Genomic DNA, 23,830 nt, shown 5'->3' with positions numbered 1-23,830 from the left:
CCTGTGATCTCCAAAGCAAAAACCGCGAAAAATGTCATAAACCCCTGTTTTCTTTAACGGTCCTTTAAGAAAACAAGCCGTTTTTTTCACAGGTGATGATCATTTCGTGGTATATAAGAAGCATAATAAACAATCAGCGCCAGAAGAGCGTTGAGGTAAAATGTGGATGAGAGCAGTGCCATGATGCAAGGTACAGAGGCCGACAAGTCGGCCATCTTACAGGCCGGTTTGGCAAAAATTCGCGAACGATTCATCAGCTCAATCGATGGGCGGATCGAAGAGTTTTGCGCGCTCCTGGAACGTTTGGAAAATCCAGAGACAGAAGAATCTGCCTGCTTGGATATTCGGGCCGAAGCACACAAGCTTCACGGAATTTGCGGAAGTGTGGGGTTTCCCCGCATGGGCGCATTGGCAGCTCAGCTAGAGCAGCATATTGATTCCCTGGTCGCCGGACCACGCCCCCTCAACACCGACTTTGTCGACGAGCTCCTCAACACGCTGATGGATGAGATGGAGCAAAGTTTGGATGGGGCCGCATAAAGCAACCGTGATCCCTCGGCTTGAAGCCAACGGACACCGGCACTTTCTAATCATACTGATAGCCACAGCTTATCTGCTGTTGTCTGCGCCGTTTACCTCGGCGCAAAATGAGCAGCCTGTGTTCAGTGGGCAGACGGATCTTGTAGAACGCCGTATTCTGACCGTCGGAGTTTTGACCACCGAGGGCGTGACGCGCGCAATCGAAGCCTGGCGGCCCACGGTCGATCTGTTGAACCGCGAAGCTGATATCGTCGAAATGCCGGTACGGTTCGTCCTAAAGCCGCACACGCTCCCATCGCTGAGGCGTGCCGTCGAAAGCGGCGAGCTGGACTTTATTCTGAGCAACCCAGCCTTCTTTGTTTCCGCTGAAGTAGAGCATGGCGCGCGCGCTGTGCTGTCGCGCGCCCGCATGTGGGACGACCGCACCTATGGTGAAATTGGGTCGGTTATCTTCACCAACCAAGACAGCCCCTATCGCAGTTTGTCGCAATTGCGCGGCCGTCGCGTGATGGCTGTTGGTCAAGATGATTTCTCTGGCTGGTGGCTTGCGGAACAAGAATTCCGGCGGCGGCGTCTGGAGCCTGATCGTACGTTCAGTGAACTGATCTTCGCGGACGGTAACGAACGCGAAGTGGTTTACGCAGTGCAAACCGGCCTAGTTGACGCCGGTGTCGTGCGCGCTGGAGTGCTTGAATCCCTGCATCGTGGCGGCGTCATCGATATCGACGATTTTGCGCCGATGGAGCCGATCTTGCATCAGGGCTATCCCTTTATGTCGTCGACCGAGCTCTATCCGGAATGGCTCCTATCTGCGATGCCGAATATCGACGAAACGACGCTGGCGCATGTCATCAACGTTCTGTTGAACGTAGAGCCGGATTCGGCGGAATCTTTGGCCGCCGCGGGCGCGGTCTGGCAAGCGCCTCGAAACTATCAAAAGGTGCATGACCTTTTGATTTCATTGCGTGTTCGGCCCTATGAAAACTATGTGCTGCAGGCCGCAGGGCGGATCTATCAGAACTATCGCTTCTATATCCTGGCCTTCGTCAGCGCGATCCTTGCGTCTTTGGTCTTCCTGGTCTTCCAGTTGCGCCGCAACATGCTGATGGTCGAGATCAACAAGAACGTTCTGCAGTCCGAGATGAGATCCAAGGTCTTTTATCGGAGCGCCGTCGAAGAACATACTGTGTTCCTGATGATGGATACGCGTGGACGCATCACCCACGCCAACTCGAACTTCTGTGATACAACTGAGCGCTTGGCCGAGGATCTGATCGGCACGCAACTGATGGATATCCTGCCGGAACATGAACAGATGATCCTGCAGAATGATGTTATGTCCTCGATGCGCGCTGGGCAGCCATGGGATGGGCCGATGAAGGTCTATAAGGATGATGGCTCGATTGCCTGGGCGCAATGTACGATCATTCCGGTCTCGGGTGCCGAGGAAGAGCTGAGCGAAATTGCCGTTGTCGCGACTGATATGACTCAGACCCGCAAGGGCATCTCGGAAGCCACCTTTAACGATTCACTAGAGCTGATCGAGGATCAGGTGATCGTCTTCCGTCCGGAAAACTATGACCTGCTGTATTGCAACAAAGCCGCCGACGAAATGTTCGTCGGACGTCGCGCCAATATCGATACTTGGCGCGAGCGTAAGGTGTCTCATTTCATCACTGACGACGATATGCGCAGCCTCAAGATGCGCTGTCAGGCGCTGCAGGAAGGTCCACAGCGCCGGATGACGTGGGAAGTGACCGCGCAGAATGGCACGCCCTATGAGATCAGTCTTGAATACGTCGAACCAGAGAACGACGAGCCGCGTTTCATCTCGATGTATCGCGATATCACCGCGCGCAAGGTGGCCGAAAAAGCCAAGAACGACTTTGTTGCCACCGTCAGCCACGAGCTGCGCACACCTCTGACCTCTATGAAGGGTGCCCTTGGTCTGGCGCTGTCCGGCGCAATTGGCGAGATGCCCGAGCAGATGAACAAGATGGTCTCGATGGCGTCTAACAACTGCGACAAGCTGGTGACCCTGATCAATGACATGCTGGACATCGAAAAGATGACCGAGGGCTCGATGGAGTTCGCTCTGGAGCAGGTTGATCTGGCGGAAGTTGTCGAAGAGGTCGTAGAGGCGAACAAGATGAAGGGCGAAAAACGCTCGGTCAACGTGCGCTACAATCTTGTCGAGGATGAAGAGGGCATGTTCACCCTCGGCGAAAGAACCCGACTGGTTCAGATGCTCGAGCATGTGGTCGACAACGCTGTTAAATTCTCCGACGACGCAAGCGAAGTAATCGTCTCGCTGCTTGTACACCGCGGACGCCTTCGCGTGTCTGTGCGTGACTTTGGGTGCGGTATTCCTACGGCCGCGCGCAGCACGATCTTTGACAAGTTCACGCAAGCCGACATGGGCGATACACGCGCAGCAGGAGGCACTGGTCTCGGCCTCGCGGTCGCCAAGGCGATCACTGAAGGTCACAATGGCCGGATCTTCTTTGCCTCCGAAGAAGGTACGGGATCTGAGTTCTTCATCGATCTGCCACGCTTGATTGGCGAAGAAGTTGTTTCGCTTGAAGAGGCCAACAAAGCCGCTGAAGAAGCCGAAGCCATTGCGCGCTCTGAAGGTGCCGCTGATGGCGAGAAGCGAAGTGCGCAAAGCACCGTCGCGATCAACTACGACTCCATGGAGGTCACCCATTTCTCGCAAGTGGGCATGAATGCGGAACAAATCGGAGAAGAAGGTGAAGTCTTTGAAGGTCAGAGCTCTATTCAGAACCTGCTTGTGCAATTGCGCTCTGGTGGCTTTGACGTCGATATTGAATCTGGAAGCGTCTCGGTCGCGCAGATTGTAAGCGGCAAGGGCGTGGTCGGTCAGTCTACAGTCTTCAACTGGCTGAGCGATCAGGGCCGCAACCTTATCGCGGGTCTTACCGAACGCAATCAGCTGGCCAACATCCCAGTGTCCGTCATTCAGGCGAAGGCAGTGGACGAGAACCTGACCGACGCTTTGATGCTGAACGGCGTGCGCGCGAACCTCTACACCAACTGGCTGTCGACCCTTCCTGAACTAAGCGACAAAGAGGATCTCAAGTTTGACCTGATGGCCGTGGCGTCCAGCGATCTGCCCATTTTGGATGCAGAAGAGATCAATATGTCCTCGGTGACTGATGTCCAACAGGCACTTGCGCTGGCCGGAATGGAAAAATTCGACGCTGTCCTTCATTTTGACACATTGGGATTGGCAAACTGTATGACAGTGATTCCCGTCGTCGGAGGCAAACTGCCTGCGTCGGTTCCTGTCGTTCTGGTCGTATCCCAGACCGAAGCGCCAGAAGCAGAGCGTGGGGTCGTATCGAAATTTACAAGGTCCAACCCAGCAGGACGAGGCAAATCGCGGCGCAGGTCGCGCGGCTAGTCCGAACCCTAAGAGAAAAGAGGCAAACCATGGGTGAACTAAACAAAATCCTCCACGTCGAAGACGAGGCCGATATTCGCGAGATCGCGCATATGGCTCTTGAACTTATCGGCGGTTTCGAAGTTGCACAGGCCGAGCTTGGCACTGTTGCTCTGGACATCGTTCAGGGCTTTGCGCCTGACATGATCCTAATCGACGTTCAGATGCCAGAGCTGACGGGTCCAGAAACTCTGGAAGCGATCCGCAAGATGCCAGGCTTTGAGAACATCCCAGCGATCTACATGACTGCGAAAGTCAGTGAATCTGAAAAAGGGTCTTTGATTGGTCCGTTGGAACTGGGTCTGATTTCCAAGCCGTTTGATCCAACCACTCTGGCTACGCAGATCCGTGCCATGTGGGACAAAGGTCTTTCCGCCGCAGCCGCCTAAGACGATCCGCCCATCTGCCGCATATACCGGTTGCGGGCGACCTCTTCGAGCGCATTGGATTCTGCAAGATCCTCTTCTCGCCTCTTTTCATAGAGGGACTTGTCCAGAACGTTCTCGTTCGTGCGCACTTCGGCATAAGTTTCAAAAAGCCGCCCCTCGATCTGGGCGGCTTTTTCGTCGAGTTTCACCATTTCTCGGTCAATGAACTCGCGCCTTTGCTGCACGGCTTGCAAAAACCCTGCAAGAAAAGGCGCCGCTTCTGGTGAGGTGATCTGGGTCTCTGTTTCCAGACGATGGGTCAGCGAATCCAATTCGCGTTGCAGATTGCCTTGCGCCGCGCGGATCACACCCATCTTGGCGGCTTGCTCGTCCAGCTCATGCTCTTTGATCCTTTGCAGGGTTGTCAGAGCTTTGATCCGACGGGCGCGGTCCATGGATTAGGCTTCGGCCAGATCGGTGCGGGCTTCTTCCATCTCATAGAAGCTTGGCTGCAGGATGGTCGGGATATTGCCGCGGCCGATTTCAACGCAGATGGTCGGGCTGTGGTCATGCAGGATCGCCACAAAGATATCGCGGATCACGTTATAAAACGCGCCGTCCTGTTCTTCGATAGCAGTCAGACGACCGGATAGAGGGGCCACGAAACAGTACGCCAAGAAAACCCCAAGGAAGGTACCCACAAGCGCACCACCGATCATCTCACCCAGAACCGCAGGGGGTTTGTCGATCGAACCCATAGTTTTGATAACACCCAAAACCGCCGCAACAATCCCGATCGCCGGGAGGCCGTCGGCCACAGTCTGAAGCCCATGGGCCGGGACTAACACCTCGTGGTGATGCTTCTTGAGCTTTTTGTTGATCACGTCCTCGGTCTGGAACGGGTCGTCAAACTGCAGCGCCAGCATGCGGAAGCTATCGGTGATCAGATCAATCGCATGGTGGTCATGCTGGATCCGCGGGAATTGCGAAAAGATCGCGCTGTCATGTGGGTTTTCGATGTGCTCATCCAGCGCCAAAACGCCGTCACGCTGATAGATCTTGGTCAGGCCATACATAAGGTTCAACAGATCGATATAGTCGCTCTGCTTCCACTTGGGCCCCTTCAGCGATTTGAAGACCGCCTTAAAGGTGCCGATCACATCGCCAAAAGAGTTCGCGGCCACATAGGCCCCGAGGGACGCGCCGCCGATCATCATGCCCTCGTAGGGAAGGGCATGAAGGATGGGGCCCATTTCCCCGCCTGACAGCAGGAAGCCACCAAAGACGAGGGCGATAACAAGGATAAATCCGATAATGATGTTCATTTTCAGGTCGCTGTATTTGGGGGGCTTATTGTTGCCCGACTGCTCTATTTTTAACAGATTCTCGCACATCCACCCCGTAACCAGCAAGGAATAAAACGGTATTTCGTGAAGGATTGGCAAGAATAATTGACAATCATAGCGTGTAGGTTAAAGAATAGTGAAAATAATCATGGCCTTTGGAGAGGATCCAGAGATGTCACGGCCCGAGCAGATCATGTCAGTCTTATTGGACGCAGAGGATATGCGTCTCATTCACCGCGCCTGGCCGGTGGATATGCGTCTTGGCGTATGTCTTATGCCAAGCGGCGATTGTCAGCTTATGTTATTTCATCAGGATGAAAGTCTCGGCTTTCCGGACCGGCTGAAAGACCATTTCGGTCTGCGCGCGTCAGAGATTTCCATTCATCCTAAGGTTGCAGGTTTTGCGACTCATCCGATGAAATATTCGGAAGAGCGCGCACTGGCTAATCTTTTGTCCGACAATCTCGAGTTAACCGAAGAGGCTTTGGACTATTCCGTAAACTTCGCCTACGCCCGCGAAGAGGGACTGGACCCGGTGAACTTCATGGGGCGCGAAGCCGCACATCCATCAGCTGCGAACAGTGTCATCGAGGATGCGGAACTTGTACCTGTTGATCCGCCCGAACTCACCTTTTCAACGCGGCGCAAATCAGCCTCATCCAACAAGCCAATTCGCAACCTGCACTTTGATCTCAAACGCGAGGCGCAACGCTTAGAAGGTGGCACTGGCAGAAAAGCCCCCAAGGCTCCAACCTTTGGTTTCAAATCCGCCGCGCATCTCTCGGCCCTTGATACCGAGCCGAAAGATTTTGTCCTAAAGGCAACGCCAGCGGGTGGCATCACAATCACGGCGAAATCGGGCGTTGGCCCAAAGATAACAGTACGAGACGCGCAGCAAGTCTTCTTGCGTGACGACCGTAAACTCCTGGCGCTGCAGCTGGGTGAAACGACAGTTCCGGAAGAGATCAATCTGCTGCCACACGCAGTGCCCTCTGCATTGCTGCAAGCTCTTGGCGGCAAGGTGGAGGCGGCCGAGGTCTTTGTTCAAGACGACTATGTCTATGCCACCTTGGGTCAACAACCTGTTGTCCAGGCCAAGGCCAGTTCCAAGAAAGCTACGCCCAAACCTCTCAAGGTACGTAAGCGCTGGGCGGCGCTGCGTCTTGTGGGGTTAACCGCCCTGACGATTGCCGGGATTTATCTGGTTCTCAACAGCCCGTTGGGTGCTCCTCCCGAGCCGGTGGCGGTGGAAACACCGATCGATTGGCAGAGTTTTACCGGTAACCTCTAAAAGCAAACCGCCCGCGACGGGATCGCGGGCGGTTTAAATAAGATTTTCTCAGGTCTTAGCGAAGAGCACTGCGCAGGTTTTCAAAGACTTGCTCGTCCAAAACTGTCGCTTCCGGCGCGCTTGGCAGGATCTCTTCGACCACCGATGCCTTTGGTGCTTCCATCGCCATGGTTTCTTCTTTGACCATCTCTGCCTCTACCGGAGTCTGCGCGATTGGGGCAGGTGTGGCTTCGATCGTTTCGGTTGCCATGGCCTTTGCACCTTCTGGCACCTCTGACTTTTGATAGGCCAGCAGAACCTCGATGCGACGGTTGGATGGATCCTTTGGTGCATCCGCGTTCAAAAGCTGCGTGTCCGCGAGGCCAGATACCCGAGAGATCCGGTCCTGCGTGACGCCAGTTTGCAGCAGCACACGGCGCATTGCATTGGCGCGGTCCGAGCTCAGATCCCAGTTGTCATAGGATGTCTGGTTGGCAAATGGCACTGCATCGGTGTGACCAGAGATCACCATATCGTTTGGCAGTTTCGCCAGGCCTGCACCCAGTGTTTCCATCAGCATACGGGTCGCTTTGTTCATCTTGGCCTTACCAGAGGCAAACATCGCCTTACCGTCTTGATCCATAATCTGCACCAGCAAGCCCTCATCGGTTTCCTTGAACACGATGTTTTCCTGCAAAGCGGCCAGCTCGGGCGCTTGTTGCATTGCTTGCTTCACTTCCGCTTCAAGGGCCGCAAAGCGCTCTTTGTCCGCAGTATGAGTCGGGTCTTGCTCAGGTACCGCTTGCGAATTCGCACCAACATGGGTGCTGTTTGGATCCAGAGCTTCGGATTCCTCCATAGTGCTGCCAGCGGCAACGTTTGGATTGACTGTACTTTCGTCGAAAGCTGGGGCTTCCGCATCTGCAGACGCGGCGGCTGCACCGCCTTCGGACAGACCTTCTGCCGAGGAATCTTCTACAAATTCGGGGCTTACGGCGCCTGCTGCTGGGTTCGTATGGTCACCCATATTAGTGCCACGCATCTCCTCATCCGGGCTCGCGGTCTGAGTCACATCCATGATTTCCCAGGTTGCAGGGCTTGGGTCGTCCACCTCACCGCGGTCCGAACCGCGGGCCACAGTCGCACCATTTGACGCGGTCAATGTACCCGGAGGGCCCAAAGTCGCACCGTCCAGAACACCAGATCCACCTGGCATCGTCGCATCTGTAAAGTATTCAGCAATCCCGCGCAGTTTCTGTTCATCCGAGGATGACAGGATCCACATCAGCAGAAAGAACGCCATCATCGCGGTCATAAAGTCCGCATACGCAACTTTCCATGCGCCGCCGTGGTGTCCATGCCCTTCGACGACTTCGATCTTTTTAATAATCGTTTGGCCTTTGGCTGCCATCGTTTCTTGCCTCATATCGCCGGTTTGACCCGGTTGATTCCCGTAAACCGGCTTTTGCGCGGTTTTTCTCGGGAACAGATATGAAGGGGAACCGTGCCCCTAGAGGGGCGCGATTAAGAAAAGATTGTGGCAGGTTGAGAAACAATTGGGGCGCTTAGCGCGCCACCGCACCTTGTTCCGCTTCGCCATCGCGGTTGTATTTGCCCAGGCCGACTTTCTTTGCGTAGGCGGCCTTGCGCTCGGAATACTTTGGCGCAACCAGTGGAAAGTCCTCAGACAGGCCGAACATTGTGCGATATTCGTCCTCAGTCAGACCGTGCTCTGCCTTAAGATGCCGCTTGAGCATCGTAAAGCCCTTGCCACAGCAGAGGCAGTAGACCTTATCGTCTGTCACAGCCTTTTCTATGGCGATTGCGGGTTTGACGATTGGGGCCTCCACCGCATTTGGTGCGATGGTCGTTGTGCTATGGGAAACCGTATGGGACGGGATCCCCGCGAATACTGGGATAAGTCGCTGAGCGAGTGAAAGGATGTCGTCCTGTGTAACATCCGTGCGTCCTGCGTAAGATGCGACGACCTGCGCGACGGCACCTAAGGATTGCTGCGATTGGTTATCCATGTTGTCTTTATCGTTCATGGGCTGCCTCTTTTTATGGCAAGGTATATAGAGGTTCGATTCAAGTACTGTCAAGAATAGCGAGGCGCTGTTCATGACAATTTGTGCGAATTTTCCCTTACATTACCGTGGGTTGTGAGTCCCGTGACTTGCGCAACCGGCGCAAAAATCAACCTATGCGCGCTTCTGCCAGAGCAGCCGTCTGATTTTCCAAGACATAGAACTGATGCCGGCGACGGGCCGCCAGATAGTGCGAGTCAAGGATAGCAGGGCGGTTGGCCGCGCGCGCCAAAGTTGGCATCATCGGCATCTCGGCGGGTTCGATATCGTGCAGAATATCAAAGGCCGCGGCGAGGACGTCGAACATGAAGTCGTTGGTTTCAGGGGAAGAAAGCAGCTTCTCGATGGTAGCAACTGCGTCTTGTGCAGCCGCCATTCCGGCATAGGTCGCCTGAGTCTGTGCCATGAGGATACTCCGTTCAGAGTGTTAACCGGCGCATTCTGCAACCTGACGAAACCTTAGGCTGATCAAGGTTAAAATAAGGTCAAAGTTTGCGGTTCTTGAAAAATAAATGGTTAAAAGATGTAAAACCCCAAGATCTCGCGCTTACTGTTTATTTAAATCCTTGCGTAGGACTCACGGCGCACCAATTCACAATTCTCGTTGCGTGTTTAGGCATTCCTTCCCTATGAAAGACGGGGCAGAGGGCAAAAAAAATGCTTGGCAAACCGACATATGCGATTGTCTTAGATCGGGATAACGCGCGCGCGTTATCCTTGCGGCATATGTTTTCTGTGATTTGCGGTGAATCTTGTGAGGTTTATTCAAGCGTCGAGGCCTTTTTTGACCACGTAAGTACGGATGTGTCCCCGCAAGTCATTCTCGTGGGCGATGTTCCAGATCGGGCTGATGCGGTCAAAGCAATTGCGGATGCTATCCCAGGATTTCTGATCGCAATTGAACAGTCAGACGGCGACCTTTCCGTCGAAGATGCATTCTTGCAAGGAGCCGATGATGTGCTCCGCGTGCCTTATACCCTGCGGGAATTGGCTTTGCGGCTGCGCGCAAGAATTGGATTGCTCGGTTCTTCAGAGAATGACGATCTGTTCTTGGACGCGACACATTGGGGCGACGAAGCTTATATCTCTGAACGCGCCGGTTTAACCGAGTCCGAAGCGCATATCGTGCACGTTCTCATGAAGCATAGCGGCAAAATCGTTTCGCGAGATGCCCTGAGCTTAGAGATTGATGGGCGCGCTTGGGACTATGGCGACCGAAAATTTGACGTCCACGTTGCAAAGATACGCAAAAAATTAACCTCGACATTTGGTGACAATATCTCTGTCCAGACTGTGCGGTCGGCTGGTTATATTCTGTCGATCGACGAAATTGGGCAGGCCGAACTAGCGGAAAATCAAATCTGACAGTGTCCATTGTGTGTGCTGTCAAGAAGAGAATTGTAAATGTCGATTTTCAACCTACATGTCGCGGTTTCTTGGAAATGCTGGCCTATAGGTTGTGGATAACTCGGGCTTGTGGTGGGAAAACGTTAACTTTCTCTTGTTTTTGGCGAGTTGCAAAAGGCGGTGCTCCCGCATTTAACGATTCGCCGCGCCGGGTTGTCGGGTTCGAAGACTCAAAATTAACAATCAAAAATTCGACCACAATTTTACAAAGAGTCGATTCTACTTTGAACAGAGCTGTCCTAAGATATGACCAAGCGATAAAATATATTCGGGGGAATATGTAGTGGACTACGATGCGCTACTCGCACAGATATGGGGTGGGTCCATAGAGCTAGATCGCGCTTCTGAACCATCAGGTTTGGTCGCTCTTTTGACATCCATGATCAGTGTTCCGTTGGTTGTGTTGCAATCGGACGCTGAAATGGATCGGCCTTATGCGTTCATGGAAACAACCGAAGTGATGGATGGGGTCATCCTCGGTGACGTCTTGGCAGAAGAGATGGAGCTGGAAGTTCCTTACGGCGCTATGATCCTAGTCGAGCCAAAAGGGTTCTTCGACAAAAAGACGTCAGCAGGGACTCTTGGACAGATCCTTGGTTTGGTATTGATGGACATTGCACATCCAGATGCGCCAGCGACTGCCGGCGTGCCTCGGGACGAAGATCACAAGCTGGGCAATCCTATCGTCGCGCTAAGCGAATTCGCTCAAAACTGGGCCAATCGCATTCAGTAGATCTTTTTATGGTTAACACAACCTAAAGCTTTTGTTGATTTAATCCTTCATTAATCAAGTCTATCTTTGTTTATCCTTAAAACTGTGTGATTTTATCCTTGCCGAAGGAGCTTCGGCAGGGTGCACTCTGAAATTCAGTCTTCAGACAGGGCACTTAAATGACCCGGCACAGAACCGGGCGTTGTTGAGGTAGTGCAGGCTTTAAGACTTTGAATATGAATACCGCTATCAATCCGCTGGTTTCCCTTCTTGGTGGGGGTGCTCCGAACGCGGGACAGACCGCGTTGCTGGGTTCGACGAGTTTCGCGCAGTTAATCCAAGGGCAGCAGCTTTTGGCCAACACGCAAATTCATCCAAACAATGAATTGGCGACCCTAGTGCTCAAAGCTAATAACGCAGTTGCATCTTTGAAAGCGCTTGAGGATCTGGATTTTTCCGACCTTACGTTGGATGATATCCATGCATTTTTCGCCGAAGGTCAGGACTTAGGTGTCGATCCACATTCCTTGATCGAGACATTACGCGACATTCAAGACATCTTGCGCGATCTTATCGATGTGTTGCCGGACCTGATGTCTCAATTCGCACCCGAAGAACTGGTAGTCGAAGACCTGGATGTTCTAAACTTTGCGGCGATTGTCGAGGTATCCATTCTAGTAAGGGATATCATTTCAAATCAACATCTTGCCGCTCAACAGACAGCCGTCGTAAGCCCTGATGCGCCGCATCTTCAAGTGGTCGCAGCTACGCGACGCGAGCCCCAAATTTTCAACGGTGCAGGTGTTCGCCCTCTTCAATCTCTTTCCCTGGTTTCTGACATCGACGGGATTACCTTGCCAGAGCCCAACGTCAGAGAGACGCTGACGCCCCCTGGCGCGACGGTGTTTCGGACAATTGTCACCGCAGTGATCCAGTCGCAAAGATCTTCAGTACAGTCGATCGATTTCGAGGCCAGCGAAGCCCCCCTTGCGCTGAGTGCCCGTGCGGATCAACCGATTTTTGAACAAATCGACCAACCGCAGGCCCCTCAACCAGCTCAGCGGCCTGAAAACCTGATCTCCACAAAATTCGCGAATGTCTTGGTCAATCAGGTGCGACAGGTTGATATTCAAGAAGGCACAACGCGCATCGAACTGTCTCCGCGTGGATTGGGCAGCATAGAAGTCGAGATGCGTACAAACAGCGACGGGTCTCTGTCTGTTGTTGTCCGCGCTGAAAACGACGCGGTGCTATCTGCTCTGCGCGAAGAAAGAGACCTTCTGGCGGCCATTATCGGTGAAAACGCGTCCGGATCTTTGGATTTTCAAGAATATTCGCAAGAACAAAGCAATGAACACTCGGGCTTTGCCAACAATAGTGCTATAGTGGGCGAAGAAGAACTTGCAGAGGCCGAAGTTGGATCAGAGGCAATTGTCGACGGTCCGCACTTGGATCTGGTGACCTAGCGGGAACGTAAAGCATGGATGCAGTTGGCTCCAATAGTTTGCTGAATACTTCAGGCGTAAACAGCACGTCGTCTCTCGCTTCGTTGAGCGAGGACTATGAGCGGTTCTTGACGCTTTTAACCGCTCAAATTCAGTACCAAGATCCATTGGAGCCGATGGATTCCACGCAGTTCGTGACACAGCTTGCGCAACTTAGCCAAGTTGAACAGGCGGTTGCCACGAACGACAATCTCGAGCAGCTGGGCGCAAAGATCGGATCGCTGGTCTCGGTATCTGGCGCGGATATGATCGGCCGAGATGTGACCATCCCGTCCAGCCAATTTGCTTTGGCCAATGGCACAACGGACGCAAGCTATCGGGTTCCTGAAGGAACCAACAGCGTCAGCGCTCAAATTCTGGATGAAAACGGCACGGTCATTCGAACTTTGTCAGATCTATCGATTGACTCTACCCAAGTCCAAAACTTGAACTGGGATGGGTTGGACGAAGGTGGAAACGCGCTTTTGGATGGTGAGTATTTCGTTTCCCTCACGGCTTTGGATATTGACGGAAACCAACTGGAAACCAGCACCTTCAGAAAAGCACGCGTGGAAGAAGTGTTGTTCAGCAATGGCGTGAATTACTTCAACCTGGATAGCGGACAGCAGGTTGAGTCTACCTTGGTGTTGTCCGCAAGCTAATCTCTACATTCTGTTTGTACGCGCTGTGCTGAATTCGTTTATGCGCGCGGTGCGGATGGCGTCGAAGTCCCGGTGCATTTTACGCACGATTTCCTCGATCATCTTCAGGCGATCCAGATTGTTTTCCTCACCAGGGTTCACCCACAACGTGGTTTCCGCCATATCTGACAAGACGCCAATAGCACCATCCCGAAGGCGCGCACGGCCTTCGGCACCATTCAAGCGTTCAAACTCGCTGGCTCCGGCCAGATAGACATCCATATCAATCACGATATGCAAAACATTCTCGGGTTGCATGACCTGCACGGTGAATTTCCCGAGCGGCATTTTATACAGGATTTCTTTCGGAGCAGCCGCCACCTTGCCGGCCTCTTCCTTCTTCATCTGCATCTCTTGGTCGGCCATTTCCGCAGGCGGAGGCGCTGCTTCCGGGGCCATCATTTGCCCCAGAAAATAGCCCGTGGGCCCCAATAGCAGGGGCCCAAGCAGTATGATCAGAATTTTCTTCATTTCAGACCCCTAGTAGGGGAGGATCACGTCTAGGAAATCTTCGCCATAGCGCGGTTGTTGAACCTGGCTGATCTGACCGCGTCCACCATAAGTGATGCGGGCCTCGGCAATCTTGTCATAGGCGACTGTATTCAACGTGCCGATGTCTTGAGGACGGATAATCCCCGCAACACGCAGCTCGCGCAGTTCATTGTTCACTTTGACTTCTTGACGACCTGCGATGACAAAATTTCCATTGGGCAGTTCTTTGATGATCAAGGCTGCGACTCGCAGGTTGATGGCTTCTTTCCGCGCAATAGAACCTTCGCCTTTAGAGGCAGAGGTATTGCCCAGATCAATGATCTGCGGGGAAGGCACTTCGCCGGCGCCAACGCCCGGAAGCACTTTGTTCAACTGGCTGCCATAACCCAAGAATACTGGTGTATCGACGTCCTGCGTCGAAGACCGCGACCGTTCAGACGCGTTGTCCAGTTTGGCATCATCAGAGATATTGATGACGACCGTTAGGATATCACCCACGGTTTGCGCGCGTTGGTCATCAAAGAAGCTGGATGTCCCACGCCGCCAAAGGCTGCTGGCTTCGGCCCGTTTTGGACGCATCATGGGTTCTTGCGCAGGCATCGGAACCGAAATTCGGTTAACTTCGGGGATGTCCGTGGACATATCACTGAACTGAGGATTGCGATGCTCTTTGAATTTCGGCGTGCAGGCACCCAATGCCATGCCGGAAATCAGCAGTGCCGATACGACAAACCGTCCACGGGAAAAGGATTTGGCCAGAGATGGGACTGTCAAAATTGTGCCTCCACAAGCCCATCGCCTTTCGCGATGGCTGTTATTGTTTTGTTGCTTGAAAGATTGACCACGCGCACTTCCTGCCCGAGATGCGCGTCAGAGATCGCTTTGCCTGCTGCGGTCAGCTGCAGCGGCCCATGTTGCAGTTCGATCGTGACCCTGTCACCGCGCGACACGATGACCGGGGGCGACACTGACTGGTGGTGCACGGGGCGTCCGGGCGAAAGCATGCGGCGCACCTGCATGCCCACGAGTTCCTCGTATTCAGTGATGGCAAAGGCATGAACACGCGCCCAGGCCATATCGATCATTTCGATGTCGCGGGGCAGCAGGATCTCGTCAGGCTGCACGCGACGGTTCACGACAGGGATGGGGACGCTCAGAACCGCAAGGCCCCAAACGCGTGTGACGTCTCCGAAATTCGTGACAACATTGGCGATGAACTGGCCGCTGTCTTTGTCGATCCAGAATTCTTGGATGTACTGGCCGTCTTTGGGCAGCCCATCCGCCAGATGCACGACAAACTGACCGCTGGGCGGCAGCGCCGGACCAAACTCCTGCTCTGCGCGCTCTGCCACGAGGTCTGTGATCAAAGCGGCCCATGAGGCGCTCGGTAGCATCAGAACGCTGAGGGTCAGAGCCAGAAGATATGTTGCGACACGCTTCATCGATTAGGACTTAATCTGGTTTGCTGTCTGCAGCATCTGGTCCGCAGTCTCGATAGACCGAGAGTTCATCTCATAGGCCCGTTGAGCCTGAATGAGGTCAGTGATCTGTGCCACGATATTCACGTTGGCGTTTTCCAGATAACCTTGCTGAACCAAACCCACACCTGGATCACCCGGAGTGACAATGGTGGCTGCGCCAGAGGCCGTGGTTTCTTCGAGCAAGTTGTTACCGATTGGTTTCATTCCTGCTTCGTTAAGGAAAGTCGCAAGGTTCAACTGGCCGAGGTCAGTGGTCTCATTGTCGTTGCCGAGGAAGGCTTGCACCAATCCCTGACCGCTGATCACCACGGAACGCGCATCGTCGGGTATGTTGATGCCCGGATCGACTTCGAACCCATCCAGCGTCACCAATTGACCTGTTGCGCTGACTTGAAAGGCTCCGGCGCGCGTATAGGCTTGAGAGCCGTCTGGGCGTGTCACGACAAAGAAGCCACGGCCATTCACAGCGAGGTCGAACTGGTTTTCCGTCTGTGCAAGCGCACCCTGTGTATTCAGGCGCACAACACCTGCACCCTGAACACCAAGGCCGACATTCAGTCCAACCGGGCGCGATGTGCCGTTGGTTGAGGTCGCCGCGCCTTCTTGAAGCTGGGCTTGGTAGATCAGGTCCTGAAAGGCGGCGCGTCCGCTCTTGAAGCCGGTCGTGTTGGCGTTCGCGATGTTGTTGGCAATCACGTCGACATTGGTCTGCTGCGCCAACATGCCGGTAGCGGCAATTCCGAGAGCTTTCATGGCCTTGTTGTCCTTATGTTATTGCCAGCCTCAGACCACACGGCCCAGACGCTGGATTGCCTGTTTAGTCAGTTCGTTTTCGTCGCTCATCAAATGGGTCGCGCGTTCGTAAGCGCGCTGGATGTCCATAAGATGGATCATTTCGACGACCGGCTTCACGTTGCTTTGCTCGATAAAGCCCTGCGCGAATTGAGCGTTCTCAACCGGTGCGGAGGCCGGGGCATTTGGATGTGGGAGGAACAAGCCATTTCCAAGCGGCGATGCGCTCGCAAAGCTTGGAACATTAAACAGTCCGATGCGGCCTAGAACGCCACCATTCTGATCCGTGAGCGTGCCGTCCTGGCCAATCTGCACCAGATGAGCGACGTCCTGAGGGATGTTAATCGGAGCACCGGCTTCATCCACAACGGGGTTGCCCGCAAGATTGACCAGCTGCCCATCTGCATCCACGGAAAGACGTCCGTCACGACCATAGGCCGTTTGCCCATCTTCTGTCAGATACCCAAGCCAACCTTGTCCCGTTACCGCGATGTCCAAAGAGTTACCGGTCTGAACCAAAGCACCCTGAGACAGGTCAACATAGATGCCATTGTCTTTGACGAAACTCACAGCTTGGGTGTCGTCGCCAGAACCTGAAGGGTCCACAGCCTCCAGCAAAGGATGCTGCGCCTTGTACCCTGCGGTAGAGGCGTTTGCCATATTGTGCGCTGCCAAATCCAACGAACGCTCTAAGGCGGTCGCCAGCGAAATGGACACATAGCTGGTTGTTCCCATGCCCGTTGCCTTTGTCGACATGCACTAATGCAAGAACAAAAGTGCTATACTGCTCATTAGTTTATTGTTTCTTTAAGAATTATCCATCAAGATAAGGATTAAAACAAGCTATATTTGGCAAAGAGCAAGAATAGAAAGAAAAGATGGGCAAGGCGCGACTGCTTCTGACGATCCCGTTCTGGGTGCTGCTTTTGGCATCCGGCGTCTATTCTGCGTCTGACCCAGGCGAAGAAGAGCCTAAAGTTGAAGAAGCTGAGCCTGCGCCCAAAGAGCCTAAGAAGTTAGAGATCACCGCTCCTCAGACCTCTGTTCAGCAGTTGTTTGATCTGGACCTTCGCCGCTGGCCCGAAGAGCGATTTTACGAGAACCTCACGGGACTTATCAATGAGCTGTCCGTCCGCTATGGCGACGAAGCGACGGCCACGCTTCTGGATACAGCGGAGTTGTTCCTTGGACAGATGATGGTCGCCGAAGCGGAATCCGTTCTTGGAGAGTTGGAAGAGGTTTCGCCAGGCCAACTCCGTCGCAAAACTGCGCTTAAACATGCCCAGATGCTTTTGAACGGTGCTTCAGTCGACGATTTTGAGGCGTCTCCATTGAACGAAGACAGCAGACCGGACCGCGCGTTTTGGTCCGTGCTGCAGGCGATTGCCACGGCCGACGGAGTCATGCTCAATGAAAACCTCAGCGGTGGTGTATTGGGGCTGATCCACCAGACGAGGCCGGTTGCGCGCTCGGTTCTGCCGATCATTATCGAAGCGATGATCGAGACCGAACAGCTGACTCTGGCCGCACGCAGTCTTGAGTTGCTCGAAGACTTCCCCGACCTCAGTGATGCACCGATGGGGCATTACTTAAGGGGTCGCGCGGCGGAAAAGCAAAACAATCAAAAGACAGCGCTTGTGCATTACTTTGAGGGCATCAAGGGATTTGACCGCTATGCCGTGCGCTCGCGGCTTGCGATCGCTGATATGGCGATCATGGATGGTGGGCGCGGCGCTTTGATGGCGGCAGAAGACGTGCTTGAAAACGGTCTGGATTCTTGGCGCGGCGATCAGTTTGAGATCGCGACTCTTCAGAAGTTGCACGAAGTTTATGCGGCTGCGGATGAGCGGGTCGAAGGACTTATCCTTCTCAGCAAGATCACAATGCGTTTTCCCGGTACCGAAGCCGCAGAGCGCGCCGAGGCCGCGTCAAAAGATGCGCTGCGTGCGGTGTACCAGGACGGTTTTGACGGCAAAATTCCGCTGTCTCGCTGGCTTTCGGTCCACCTCAGATTGGTGCCAGCCTATCGATACCATCCTGAATACGCACGGCTTGTCGAGGAACTGGCGGATCATCTCATGACCCTTGGTGGGACGACGATGGCAGCCAAGGAATACCAGCGGGCTTTAGATTTCCGCGTGGACCTGAAGGATCTGAATTCCGACTGGGTATCTGATGAAGAAATGATTCAGAACAAGCTCAAACTGGCGCGTGCTTATGCTGCTGGCGGACAGTATCAAGAAGCCAAAGAAGCCCTCGCGACGCTGGACGGCGCGGTTGATATCATGGTGCGCAATGACATCAATACTCTGCGAGCAAAGATCGCAGCGCAGATGGGCGACGCAGATGGGTTGCTGCGTACCCATGTGATGTCCCCAAGTGCGGAGAATTTGCGCAATGTCAGCCATGCGCTTTGGGAAAAGCAGGAATGGGATGGCGCAAACGAGTTCTACAACCGCCTTTGGGCGGAGTATCCGGGCAGTTTCAGCCTCAGCGACGCCACATATTTGCTGATTGCCGCGCATCGTACCGGAGATCGAAATACTGCGACCCGCGTGGTCGAAGCCTTCCCGGGCATGACAGAATCAGAGAACTGGGTGCGACTGGCAGAGAGCTTCTTGTCGCAACCTCCGGACGTGTCGACTCTCACGCTGGATGCGGCGAATGGGCGGTTGGATCGCCTCAACTCTGCATTGGAAAATATCCAAGGAAATGGGCTTTAATCCTTAAAATAACTCATCTGTTCTTGAGAAATCATAGATAAATATGCCGAGAACAAGGATTTTTTAATTTCTTTAACTCTGCTTAAAGGAGTTTCATGTAACTATCCTTGCAATCAAAAGACTAAAAAGAATAACGAGGCAGACAAAATGTCATTGACCAGTGCGCTTCAAACAGGCGTGAGCGGCCTGTCAGCAAACTCGACAGCGGTGGGCGGAATCTCCGAAAACATCGCCAATGCGAATACTGTCGGTTACAAACGTAGCTTCTCTCAAATGGTAACGACCACCGCATCGCAGGGTTCGGACAAAGGGGTATTGTCCGTTATCGCCCAAGAAGTAAGTACCATTTATGCGGCGGGCGGTCTTATCGCGACCAATAGCAGTACCGATTTGGCGATCTCGGGGCGCGGTTTTTTCGTTGTTACGGAACAGCCAAACGAAACCAATCAGGGCAACTTCTTGTTGACGCGGGCAGGGTCGTTTCTGCCTGACGCGGACGGCAATCTGGTAAACGCTGCTGGTTACTACCTGAATGGTTTCCCTTACGATGGTGATGGTAACCTTTTAGGGGTAGACCGAAGCTCTTTTGCATCAATGGAAGTTGTAAATGTTGGTACAGTAACACTGGCAGCCGACGCGACCACGGCGATCGACGCGTCAGGTAATGTTCCAAGCCAGGAAACTGGGCTCACAACGCCTGGCGCTCCGTTCATCACCTCTTCCGAATACTTCACGCCTTTGGGGGCGATTGAACGCATAAATATCAGCTGGCAGCCAACGAGCACCGCAAATGTTTGGGAAGTGACGGTCTCCGACAACAATTCAACCACGCTCGGGTCTTTCGATATGACCTTTAGCGACTCCGGTGCAACGGCAGGCGCGCCCAGCAGCTACACCAACATCACCAGCGCAGCAGTGGCGCCTGCGGCATTTGCAATGGATGCTTCGACAGGCGTCGTGTCACTTACTTTGAACAATGGTGCGACGCCGCAGCCTTTGACAATGTCGTTCGGTGCAATCGGAAGCTTTGCCGGGATGACGCAGTTCTCTGGTGACTTCAGTCAATCCTACGATCGCGATGGGTCGAATTTGGGTGAGTTAGTTCGGACCGAGTTTGACGATGCCGGCACGATCTTTGGTGTTTTTGACAATGGGACTCGGCGCCCGCTGTTTGAAGTGCCGCTCGGCGTCGTTGACAACCCCAATGGCCTCGGCGAGCGCGCAGGTAACGCGTATCAAACAACCGTAGATTCCGGCTCTTTCCAAGCGCTTACACCGACTGGTGGTCGAGTAGGCATCATCAACGCGGGTGCATTGGAAGGGTCTAATGTCGATATCGCACAAGAAATGACGGACCTGATCCGCTTCCAGCGTGCGTTCTCTACGAATGCCTCTGTTGTGACAACAGTCGACGAAATGATGGAAGAGACAACGCGGCTCAAACGGTAACAGATTAATGTAGGGCAAGGCCTAAGATGAGTATCACCAGCGCACTGAACACAGCGGCTTCTGGACTTCGCGTTCAGCAGTCCTTGTCGCGTGTGGCTGCTGATAACGTGGCGAACTCTAATACCGAGGGGTACGCCAAGCGGTCGGCGGTTGTCGTTTCCACTCTAATCGGCGGCGGCGCGAACGTGACCGAGATCCGGCGCGAAGTCGACTCCGCCTTAGCGCGCATGGCACGGCTCGAAAACGCTCGGATGTCTGAACAGCAGGCGGTCTACGAAGGCCTGCGCGACTATTCGATTTTTCTTGGTGAAATCGGCGACGGCAACTCACCCGCGGAATCCTACGCAGAATTCAGCGCGTCTATGTCGACCTTGGTCAACATGCCGTCCTCCAGCGGCGCTCAGGCTGGGGCCATCCTTGCGGCAGAAAACCTTGTGACCACGCTCAACCATGCCAGCGACCGTTTGGCTGGGGTGCGCGCGGATGTGGATATGGAAATCCGCTATGAGATCGCCGACTTGAATGACAAGCTGTACGAGTTGGTCGATCTGAATACGAAACTTCACACGTATCAGCAAAATACCTTTGAGGCCGCAGCATACTCCGACCGCGTCGAGACCATCATCGACGAGATCTCGAGCATGGTGGATGTACGGGTGAGCTACGGGTCGGCTGGTTGGGTCAACCTCTACACCACCGGCGGAGCTGCGTTGATGGAGGGTGACCAGGTTCATGACGTCTCCTACAACGCGGGCGACGGAACATTCTGGGCAGGTGGCCAAGAGATCACGCCGACGAACCCGAATGTCCGCGGCATTGAGCACGGGACTCTTTCTGGTTTTGCCACACTGCGCAACGAGACAATCCCGACGTTCCAGTTGCAACTAGATGAATTTGCGCGTGGCCTTATCACCACCTTCGAAAACGCAGATACGTCACTTGGCGCGACTGATGCAGGCCTGTTTACGGACAGTGGCGGGCGGTACAACGCAGCGAACCTTGAGGGACTCGCATCTCGCATCCAGATCAACAGCCGTGTTGAGGGAGCCACGACCGGAACGTCCTGGCTGATCCGCGATGGTCTCGGAACCGCTACGGAAAGTGAAAACGTATCGGATGCAACCCAAGTTCAGCTGTTCATCAACGAGATGAATTCGGCGATGAATGCGGATCCGTTGACTGGGATTAACAGCACGGTGTCCTTGTCTGACTACGCGGCCGAAATGATCAGCGCGCAGGGCACGACGACGGCGCGGGCAGAAAGCAGTTACAACGCAGCTCGTTCGGCGGCTGAAGTCGTCGCAGCTTCGCGACAGAACGTCGAAGGTGTCAGCATCGACGAAGAAATGCAGAATCTCATGCTGATCGAGCAGAGCTTTGCGGCCAACTCTCAGATGTTGTCGACCATCGGCGAGATGCTCGACACATTGTTGTCCATTGTTTGAGGGAGGGTGATCGTTGACACTTTTTAACTCTCGGGTCTCCTCCTACCAAATGAACTATTTCATGCGCGCGAACGTCAATTCCGCGACGGTCAAGCTGCAAGAGGCGACCAAGGAACTGGGGACGGGCCGCCACGCGAACTTGTTCAAGGAACTTGGACCTCGGTCCGCCTCTGCGTTGCAAATGAGGGTCACGGAAACCACGACGCAATCTTTTGTGACAGCTAACAATGTTTTGGCGAGCAAGCTCGAAACAACATTGGCGGCCACGAACAGCATTCGCGAGACGGTGAGCAGTGTTCTTGAACTGTCCTTGCTGAACTTGACTCGCCCGAATACCGGGGCAGAGGCCTTGCAAGCCGAAGCGCGCGCTGCCATTGAATCAGTCGTTGGGTCGTTGAACCAAAGCTTCAATGGCGACATGATTTTTGCGGGGATCGCAAGCCGCTATGCACCTATGACACGGTGGGAAGACGTCAACCCAGACACAGGCTTTTCACCCGAAGGGGTCATCAATTCCATCGTAGGCGCTGGACCGCCAGACGCCGCAACAGCGGGCACAATGATTGCCGATATTCAGGCGGTGTTTGACTCAAGCTATGCCGCCAACCCCAACATGAACTACGAGGCGACGTTCTACGGCGGTACGCCCCTGCTTGATGGCGGAGGCAACCCAAACGCGCGCGTAACCGCCCGTTTGGACTCGGATCAAGAGCTGGATTACGGCGTTCAAGCCAATGATCCTGCGTTCCGCGAAGCGCTTCGAGGTCTGGCGATGCTGGCGAGTGTGGATGTATCGCAGGTTTCCGATGAAGCGACTTATCAAGCCTGGATGCAAGAGGCCGTCGACTCTTTGGCAGCCGCCTCTGAAGGCATTTTGAAGATCACCACCGACGTTGGTTTCCAGCAAGAGGTCGTGGAAACAGCGACGCAGCGACTTGAGGATGTTTCCATCATCCAGCGCTTGCAAGTCGCGCGCCTGGAGAATGTCGACGCCTATGAAGTGTCAGCTCAGATCGCATCACTGGAAGCTCAATTACAAGCCAGCTACAGCGTGACCGCGCGCCTCGGTCAACTGAGTATCCTCAATTACATGAGATAACAGATCCCTCGAGCCCGTCTTGGATGTGCTCAAGTTAAAACCCCCGCTCCAGAAGGATGCGGGGGTCTTTTTTGTCTATTTTTGAGGGCGCTTAGGCGCGCGCCTCAAGTCGCATGCCAGAGCTGGTCAGCGCCGGAATTGGGGTCACATCGTCCAGAACATCTGGGGCGCTTAGCTTGTAGCCGCGACCGTGGATGGTCTCGATATACTGCGCTCCGGTGTCAGCCGCCGAGGCGATTTTCTTGCGCAACTTACAGATGTAAACGTCGATCACCTTGTCAAAAGGCTGATCTGCGCTCATGCCATAGACCGCATCATAGATGGCGTTCTTGGAAATCACCTTGTTCGAGTTCAATGCCAGGTGCTGGAAAATCGAATGTTCGCGCTTGGACAGCTTGATGCGTGTGCCCGACACGATTGGATCGCGGCCGTCAAAGAAGGCGGTGACTTCGCCGACGCTGATGCTTTCGGCCGCGTGGCCGTGGAAGCGACGCACGATAGAATTGATCCGAGACAGCACTTCGCCGCCTTTGATCGGGCTGACGATCACGTCGTCCGCACCACGATCCAAAGCTGCGGCGGTGTCCGCCGAATTCCGGAAATCCCGCAGGATTATCAACGGGTTCTCGCATCCTGCATGACGCACCGCGCGGATTTGGCGGTGGGTGTTCACAGATTCCCCGATCAGAATGGCGCGATGTTCGCTGCCCGTCTGAGTCAAAGGCGCAAGGCCCGTTTCAAAAAATTCTTCGCCCACAAAGAGAGGTTGCAGACCCGCGTTTTCCAACTCGGATGCTAGTGATGCTCGACGTTTCTCTCGTGGCTCATAAACATAGGCGCGCATAGCGTCCTCCGTTCCTGCCATTTTTGTTATTCTTGACGGCTAGCAAGGATTAACCAACCGTTCAACTATAAAAAGAATAAATCACAAAGATTAAAACGTAGTTAAAACAGTGAATTGCAAAGATAGT

The 23,830-nt window shown here is 54.0% G+C and carries 23 protein-coding genes; 12 read left to right on the top strand and 11 right to left on the bottom strand.

The features are described from left to right. Positions 1-180 precede the first annotated feature (180 nt). The 3 genes from WG622_RS06535 to WG622_RS06525 are packed head-to-tail and all read left to right on the top strand — an operon-like array spanning position 181 to position 4,392. Positions 181-540, top strand: coding sequence for an Hpt domain-containing protein (locus WG622_RS06535; RefSeq protein ID WP_209357845.1), 360 nt, complete (start codon positions 181-183; stop codon positions 538-540). Then, the gene (locus WG622_RS06530; RefSeq protein ID WP_339402848.1) at positions 527-3,964 is read left to right on the top strand and encodes a PhnD/SsuA/transferrin family substrate-binding protein; all 3,438 of its coding nucleotides are present in this window, start codon (positions 527-529) and stop codon (positions 3,962-3,964) included. Before WG622_RS06535 ends, WG622_RS06530 begins: the two co-directional genes overlap by 14 nt. Positions 3,965-3,993: 29 nt before the next feature. After that, a complete protein-coding gene (locus tag WG622_RS06525; protein WP_339402847.1) occupies positions 3,994-4,392 on the top strand; it encodes a response regulator in 399 nt (132 codons plus the stop codon). Here the strand turns inward: WG622_RS06525 and WG622_RS06520 are convergent. Together WG622_RS06520 and motA are read right to left on the bottom strand one after the other, a co-directional pair. Then, positions 4,389-4,826, bottom strand: coding sequence for a flagellar FliJ family protein (locus tag WG622_RS06520; RefSeq protein ID WP_339402846.1), 438 nt, complete (start codon positions 4,824-4,826; stop codon positions 4,389-4,391). The two genes, WG622_RS06525 and WG622_RS06520, sit on opposite strands and share 4 nt — an antisense overlap. A 3-nt stretch (positions 4,827-4,829) precedes the next feature. Continuing rightward, on the bottom strand, positions 4,830-5,696 hold the full coding sequence (motA, locus tag WG622_RS06515; protein WP_339402845.1) for a flagellar motor stator protein MotA: 867 nt from the start codon (positions 5,694-5,696) through the stop codon (positions 4,830-4,832). Positions 5,697-5,853: 157 nt separating this feature from the next. Between motA and WG622_RS06510 the strand changes: the two genes are divergently transcribed. Then, complete coding sequence (locus tag WG622_RS06510; RefSeq protein ID WP_339402844.1) at positions 5,854-7,008, top strand: hypothetical protein; 1,155 nt, start codon at positions 5,854-5,856, stop codon at positions 7,006-7,008. Between the two features lie 55 nt (positions 7,009-7,063). Here the strand turns inward: WG622_RS06510 and WG622_RS06505 are convergent, their stop codons facing one another. From WG622_RS06505 to WG622_RS06490, 3 genes are all read right to left on the bottom strand, one after another. Next, complete coding sequence (locus WG622_RS06505; RefSeq protein ID WP_438839080.1) at positions 7,064-8,398, bottom strand: flagellar motor protein MotB; 1,335 nt, start codon at positions 8,396-8,398, stop codon at positions 7,064-7,066. A 154-nt stretch (positions 8,399-8,552) separates the two neighbouring features. Then, entirely contained in the window at positions 8,553-9,035 is a 483-nt protein-coding gene (locus tag WG622_RS06495) for a Ros/MucR family transcriptional regulator (protein WP_339402843.1), read from the bottom strand. Between the two features lie 148 nt (positions 9,036-9,183). Beyond that, positions 9,184-9,480 (bottom strand): hypothetical protein, encoded by a 297-nt coding sequence (locus WG622_RS06490; protein ID WP_339402842.1) that lies wholly within the window; start codon positions 9,478-9,480, stop codon positions 9,184-9,186. Positions 9,481-9,899: 419 nt separating this feature from the next. Between WG622_RS06490 and WG622_RS06485 the strand changes: the two genes are divergently transcribed. The 4 genes from WG622_RS06485 to WG622_RS06470 all read left to right on the top strand — a co-directional run bounded on the left by WG622_RS06485 (position 9,900) and on the right by WG622_RS06470 (position 13,339). Further along, positions 9,900-10,439, top strand: coding sequence for a winged helix-turn-helix domain-containing protein (locus WG622_RS06485; RefSeq protein ID WP_339402841.1), 540 nt, complete (start codon positions 9,900-9,902; stop codon positions 10,437-10,439). Positions 10,440-10,902: 463 nt separating this feature from the next. Continuing rightward, positions 10,903-11,214 (top strand): hypothetical protein, encoded by a 312-nt coding sequence (locus WG622_RS06480; RefSeq protein ID WP_339402840.1) that lies wholly within the window; start codon positions 10,903-10,905, stop codon positions 11,212-11,214. A gap of 215 nt (positions 11,215-11,429) precedes the next feature. After that, positions 11,430-12,659 carry a flagellar hook-length control protein FliK gene (locus tag WG622_RS06475; RefSeq protein WP_339402839.1) on the top strand — a complete coding sequence of 410 codons (1,230 nt, stop codon included), beginning with the start codon at positions 11,430-11,432 and terminating at the stop codon, positions 12,657-12,659. A gap of 14 nt (positions 12,660-12,673) precedes the next feature. After that, the gene (locus tag WG622_RS06470; protein ID WP_209357855.1) at positions 12,674-13,339 is read left to right on the top strand and encodes a flagellar hook assembly protein FlgD; all 666 of its coding nucleotides are present in this window, start codon (positions 12,674-12,676) and stop codon (positions 13,337-13,339) included. A 3-nt stretch (positions 13,340-13,342) separates the two neighbouring features. Here WG622_RS06470 and WG622_RS06465 read toward each other — a convergent pair whose 3' ends face one another. Genes WG622_RS06465 through WG622_RS06445 form a run of 5 tightly spaced genes read right to left on the bottom strand, consistent with a single transcriptional unit; the run spans position 13,343 to position 16,878 of the window. Next, complete coding sequence (locus tag WG622_RS06465) at positions 13,343-13,849, bottom strand: flagellar biosynthesis protein FlgH (protein ID WP_339402838.1); 507 nt, start codon at positions 13,847-13,849, stop codon at positions 13,343-13,345. A gap of 9 nt (positions 13,850-13,858) precedes the next feature. Further along, a complete protein-coding gene (gene flgH / locus WG622_RS06460; protein ID WP_339402837.1) occupies positions 13,859-14,644 on the bottom strand; it encodes a flagellar basal body L-ring protein FlgH in 786 nt (261 codons plus the stop codon). Further along, positions 14,641-15,312, bottom strand: coding sequence for a flagellar basal body P-ring formation chaperone FlgA (flgA, locus tag WG622_RS06455; RefSeq protein WP_339402836.1), 672 nt, complete (start codon positions 15,310-15,312; stop codon positions 14,641-14,643). Before flgA ends, flgH begins: the two co-directional genes overlap by 4 nt. 3 nt (positions 15,313-15,315) lie before the next feature. After that, positions 15,316-16,104, bottom strand: a complete 789-nt coding sequence (gene flgG / locus WG622_RS06450; protein ID WP_209357858.1) for a flagellar basal-body rod protein FlgG — start codon at positions 16,102-16,104, stop codon at positions 15,316-15,318. 30 nt (positions 16,105-16,134) lie between these two features. Then, positions 16,135-16,878 (bottom strand): flagellar hook basal-body protein, encoded by a 744-nt coding sequence (locus WG622_RS06445; protein ID WP_339402835.1) that lies wholly within the window; start codon positions 16,876-16,878, stop codon positions 16,135-16,137. Positions 16,879-17,021: 143 nt separating this feature from the next. Here WG622_RS06445 and WG622_RS06440 point away from each other — a divergent pair, with 143 nt between their 5' ends. The 4 genes from WG622_RS06440 to WG622_RS06425 all read left to right on the top strand — a co-directional run bounded on the left by WG622_RS06440 (position 17,022) and on the right by WG622_RS06425 (position 22,859). Beyond that, complete coding sequence (locus WG622_RS06440) at positions 17,022-18,866, top strand: tetratricopeptide repeat protein (protein ID WP_339402834.1); 1,845 nt, start codon at positions 17,022-17,024, stop codon at positions 18,864-18,866. Positions 18,867-19,013: 147 nt separating this feature from the next. After that, positions 19,014-20,315: a flagellar hook protein FlgE gene (locus WG622_RS06435; RefSeq protein ID WP_339402833.1), complete on the top strand. Its 1,302-nt coding sequence runs from the start codon at positions 19,014-19,016 to the stop codon at positions 20,313-20,315. Between the two features lie 26 nt (positions 20,316-20,341). Further along, on the top strand, positions 20,342-21,760 hold the full coding sequence (gene flgK / locus WG622_RS06430; RefSeq protein ID WP_339402832.1) for a flagellar hook-associated protein FlgK: 1,419 nt from the start codon (positions 20,342-20,344) through the stop codon (positions 21,758-21,760). Positions 21,761-21,773: 13 nt separating this feature from the next. Further along, a complete protein-coding gene (locus WG622_RS06425; RefSeq protein WP_339402831.1) occupies positions 21,774-22,859 on the top strand; it encodes a flagellin N-terminal helical domain-containing protein in 1,086 nt (361 codons plus the stop codon). Between the two features lie 91 nt (positions 22,860-22,950). Here WG622_RS06425 and WG622_RS06420 read toward each other — a convergent pair whose 3' ends face one another. Further along, positions 22,951-23,724: a response regulator transcription factor gene (locus tag WG622_RS06420; protein ID WP_245168772.1), complete on the bottom strand. Its 774-nt coding sequence runs from the start codon at positions 23,722-23,724 to the stop codon at positions 22,951-22,953. Between the last annotated feature and the right edge of the window lie 106 nt (positions 23,725-23,830).

Origin of the sequence: Cognatishimia coralii, assembly GCF_037478305.1 — a bacterium.
Taxonomy (GTDB): Bacteria; Pseudomonadota; Alphaproteobacteria; order Rhodobacterales; family Rhodobacteraceae; genus Cognatishimia; species Cognatishimia coralii.
This window is presented reverse-complemented; position numbering and strand designations above follow the sequence as displayed.

Bases quoted from the DNA above. Each gene is read 5' to 3' on its own strand.
- motA (WP_339402845.1), bottom strand. From the start codon at position 5,696: ATGAACATCATTATCGGATTTATCCTTGTTATCGCCCTCGTCTTTGGT.
- WG622_RS06535 (WP_209357845.1), top strand. From the start codon at position 181: ATGATGCAAGGTACAGAGGCCGACAAGTCGGCCATCTTACAGGCCGGT.
- WG622_RS06435 (WP_339402833.1), top strand. From the start codon at position 19,014: ATGTCATTGACCAGTGCGCTTCAAACAGGCGTGAGCGGCCTGTCAGCA.
- WG622_RS06470 (WP_209357855.1), top strand. From the start codon at position 12,674: ATGGATGCAGTTGGCTCCAATAGTTTGCTGAATACTTCAGGCGTAAAC.
- WG622_RS06495 (WP_339402843.1), bottom strand. From the start codon at position 9,035: ATGAACGATAAAGACAACATGGATAACCAATCGCAGCAATCCTTAGGT.
- WG622_RS06480 (WP_339402840.1), top strand. From the start codon at position 10,903: ATGGATCGGCCTTATGCGTTCATGGAAACAACCGAAGTGATGGATGGG.
- WG622_RS06520 (WP_339402846.1), bottom strand. From the start codon at position 4,826: ATGGACCGCGCCCGTCGGATCAAAGCTCTGACAACCCTGCAAAGGATC.
- WG622_RS06530 (WP_339402848.1), top strand. From the start codon at position 527: ATGGGGCCGCATAAAGCAACCGTGATCCCTCGGCTTGAAGCCAACGGA.
- WG622_RS06420 (WP_245168772.1), bottom strand. From the start codon at position 23,724: ATGGCAGGAACGGAGGACGCTATGCGCGCCTATGTTTATGAGCCACGA.
- WG622_RS06440 (WP_339402834.1), top strand. From the start codon at position 17,022: ATGGGCAAGGCGCGACTGCTTCTGACGATCCCGTTCTGGGTGCTGCTT.
- WG622_RS06505 (WP_438839080.1), bottom strand. From the start codon at position 8,398: ATGGCAGCCAAAGGCCAAACGATTATTAAAAAGATCGAAGTCGTCGAA.
- WG622_RS06465 (WP_339402838.1), bottom strand. From the start codon at position 13,849: ATGAAGAAAATTCTGATCATACTGCTTGGGCCCCTGCTATTGGGGCCC.
- WG622_RS06475 (WP_339402839.1), top strand. From the start codon at position 11,430: ATGAATACCGCTATCAATCCGCTGGTTTCCCTTCTTGGTGGGGGTGCT.
- flgK (WP_339402832.1), top strand. From the start codon at position 20,342: ATGAGTATCACCAGCGCACTGAACACAGCGGCTTCTGGACTTCGCGTT.
- flgA (WP_339402836.1), bottom strand. From the start codon at position 15,312: ATGAAGCGTGTCGCAACATATCTTCTGGCTCTGACCCTCAGCGTTCTG.
- WG622_RS06445 (WP_339402835.1), bottom strand. From the start codon at position 16,878: ATGGGAACAACCAGCTATGTGTCCATTTCGCTGGCGACCGCCTTAGAG.
- flgG (WP_209357858.1), bottom strand. From the start codon at position 16,104: ATGAAAGCTCTCGGAATTGCCGCTACCGGCATGTTGGCGCAGCAGACC.
- WG622_RS06490 (WP_339402842.1), bottom strand. From the start codon at position 9,480: ATGGCACAGACTCAGGCGACCTATGCCGGAATGGCGGCTGCACAAGAC.
- WG622_RS06525 (WP_339402847.1), top strand. From the start codon at position 3,994: ATGGGTGAACTAAACAAAATCCTCCACGTCGAAGACGAGGCCGATATT.